Source organism: Streptomyces bohaiensis, assembly GCF_012033785.1.
Lineage (GTDB): Bacteria > Actinomycetota > Actinomycetes > Streptomycetales > Streptomycetaceae > Streptomyces > Streptomyces bohaiensis.
The window spans coordinates 1-1,697 of the sequence record NZ_JAAVJC010000494.1 but is presented as its reverse complement, the minus strand read 5'-3'; the positions used below and the strand labels follow the sequence as shown (position 1 = coordinate 1,697).

Below are 1,697 nucleotides of genomic sequence, written 5' to 3'. Positions count from 1 at the left end.
GGTGACGGTGACCGGCCCGTTCGGCATCGGCACCGGCGCGACGGGCGAGCGGGCGGCCGAGCAACGGGAGGTACTGCCGGGGCAGCGCCAACCCGACGCGCATCCCGGGGCTCGGGTGCCTGAAGGGCTGCTTCTTCATGGTGCTGATCATCGTGGTGATCGGCTTCCTGCTCTGGAACCTGACACCGCTGCCGGACTGGGTGGCGCAGGGCCAGGGGTTCTGGGACGCCACCACCGACTTCTTCGACCGGGTCGGGGAGTGGGTGGGCCTCGTCGACAGCGCCCAGGAAGGTGTGGACGGGGTCCGGGACGGGATCGCGGACCTGAACGGGAACTGACCCCGCCCCGCGGGGGCGTCGCGCCGCTCCGACCGCGTCTCCCGGTGAACGGGGCCCGGCGGGGCGCGTTCCCCGGGAGACGCGCTCCGGGGATCGCCGTGGGTCCGCGCCGCGGCGCTCCCCGACAGAGCCGAGCCGCCGCACGCGGGTGCCGTCTCGGGGATTTGTCGATTTATCCCGGCGCGGGCGCTCCGATGTTCTTCCGCAAATGCGGGCAATCCCGGTGTGGTTGGGGGGTGGTGTCGCATCGACGCCGTAACCTGCCGCCATGGCACGCAACATCGGTAGCCAGTACACCACGGAGCGCGTCCTCGGACGGGGCAGCGCCGGAACGGTGTGGCTCGGCCGGGGGCCCGACGGCCCCGTCGCGATCAAGGTGCTCCGCGAGGACCTCGCCGCCGACCCCGAACTCGTCGAGCGGTTCGCCCACGAACGCCGGACCCTCCTCGGTCTCGAACACCCGTGCATCGTCGGGGTGCGCGAACTGGTCATCGACGGGGACGGCACGGAGCTCGCGCTGGTCATGGACCTGGTGAGCGGTGCCGACCTCCGCGCGCACCTGGAGCGGCACCGGCGCCTCGCCCCCGCGGACGCCGTCGCCCTGACGGTGGACGTCGCCGACGCGCTCGCCGTGGCGCACCGCGCCGGGGTGGTGCACCGGGACGTCAAGCCGGAGAACGTCCTCCTCGACACCAGCGGCCCCGCCCCCCGGGCACTGCTCGCCGACTTCGGGGTCGCCACGCTCATCGACGAGCCCCGGCGCGGCACCGCCTCCCGGGTCGTCGGCACCCCGGACTACATCGCGCCGGAGATCGTCGAGGGGCTGCCCTCCCGGGCGCCGGTGGACATCTACGCGCTCGCGACGGTCCTCTACGAGCTGCTCGCCGGCTTCACCCCCTTCGGCGGCGGTCACACCGGCGCCGTCCTGCGCCGGCACGTCACCGAGACGGCGGCGCCGCTCCCGGGCCTCCCCGCCGACCTCTGGGAGCTTCTCCAGCAGTGCCTGGCCAAGGCGCCCGCCTCCCGGCTGCGCGCGGCGGAGCTGGCCTCCCGGCTGCGCGAGCTGCAACCGGCGCTCCGCGGGCTGCCCGCGCTCGACATCGAGACCGGTGAGGAGGCCGACCCCGGCCGGCGGGGCCGCGACACGGCGGAGGAGAGCGTGGAGGAGCCCGCGGCACCCCGCGGCGCCGTCGCGCTGGTGCAGGGCACGGTGACCGACCCCGACCGCGTCACCCACACCCGGATGCGGGTCCCCGACGCCGAGGAACTGGCCGGCGGGGTCAGGCCAGCGCGAGCACCCCGCCCACGAGCAGGACGACGGCGAGCACCACCGCGCCCAGCGTGACGGCCAACCGGCGC

Annotated in this window: 2 protein-coding genes; both read left to right on the top strand. The window is 75.1% G+C overall.

Going from position 1 to position 1,697, the window contains the following annotated elements; genetic code table 11:
• The first annotated feature begins 137 nt into the window (after window positions 1–137).
• Entirely contained in the window at window positions 138–338 is a 201-nt protein-coding gene (locus HCN52_RS24220) for a hypothetical protein (RefSeq protein ID WP_376767208.1), read from the top strand.
• 268 nt (window positions 339–606) lie between these two features.
• Window positions 607–1,683 (top strand): serine/threonine-protein kinase, encoded by a 1,077-nt coding sequence (locus HCN52_RS24215; protein WP_168090554.1) that lies wholly within the window; start codon window positions 607–609, stop codon window positions 1,681–1,683.
• Window positions 1,684–1,697 lie beyond the last annotated feature (14 nt).

Excerpts from the sequence above, each read along its gene's own strand:
- HCN52_RS24220 (WP_376767208.1), top strand. The coding sequence starts at position 138 with ATGGTGCTGATCATCGTGGTGATCGGCTTCCTGCTCTGGAACCTGACA.
- HCN52_RS24215 (WP_168090554.1), top strand. The coding sequence starts at position 607 with ATGGCACGCAACATCGGTAGCCAGTACACCACGGAGCGCGTCCTCGGA.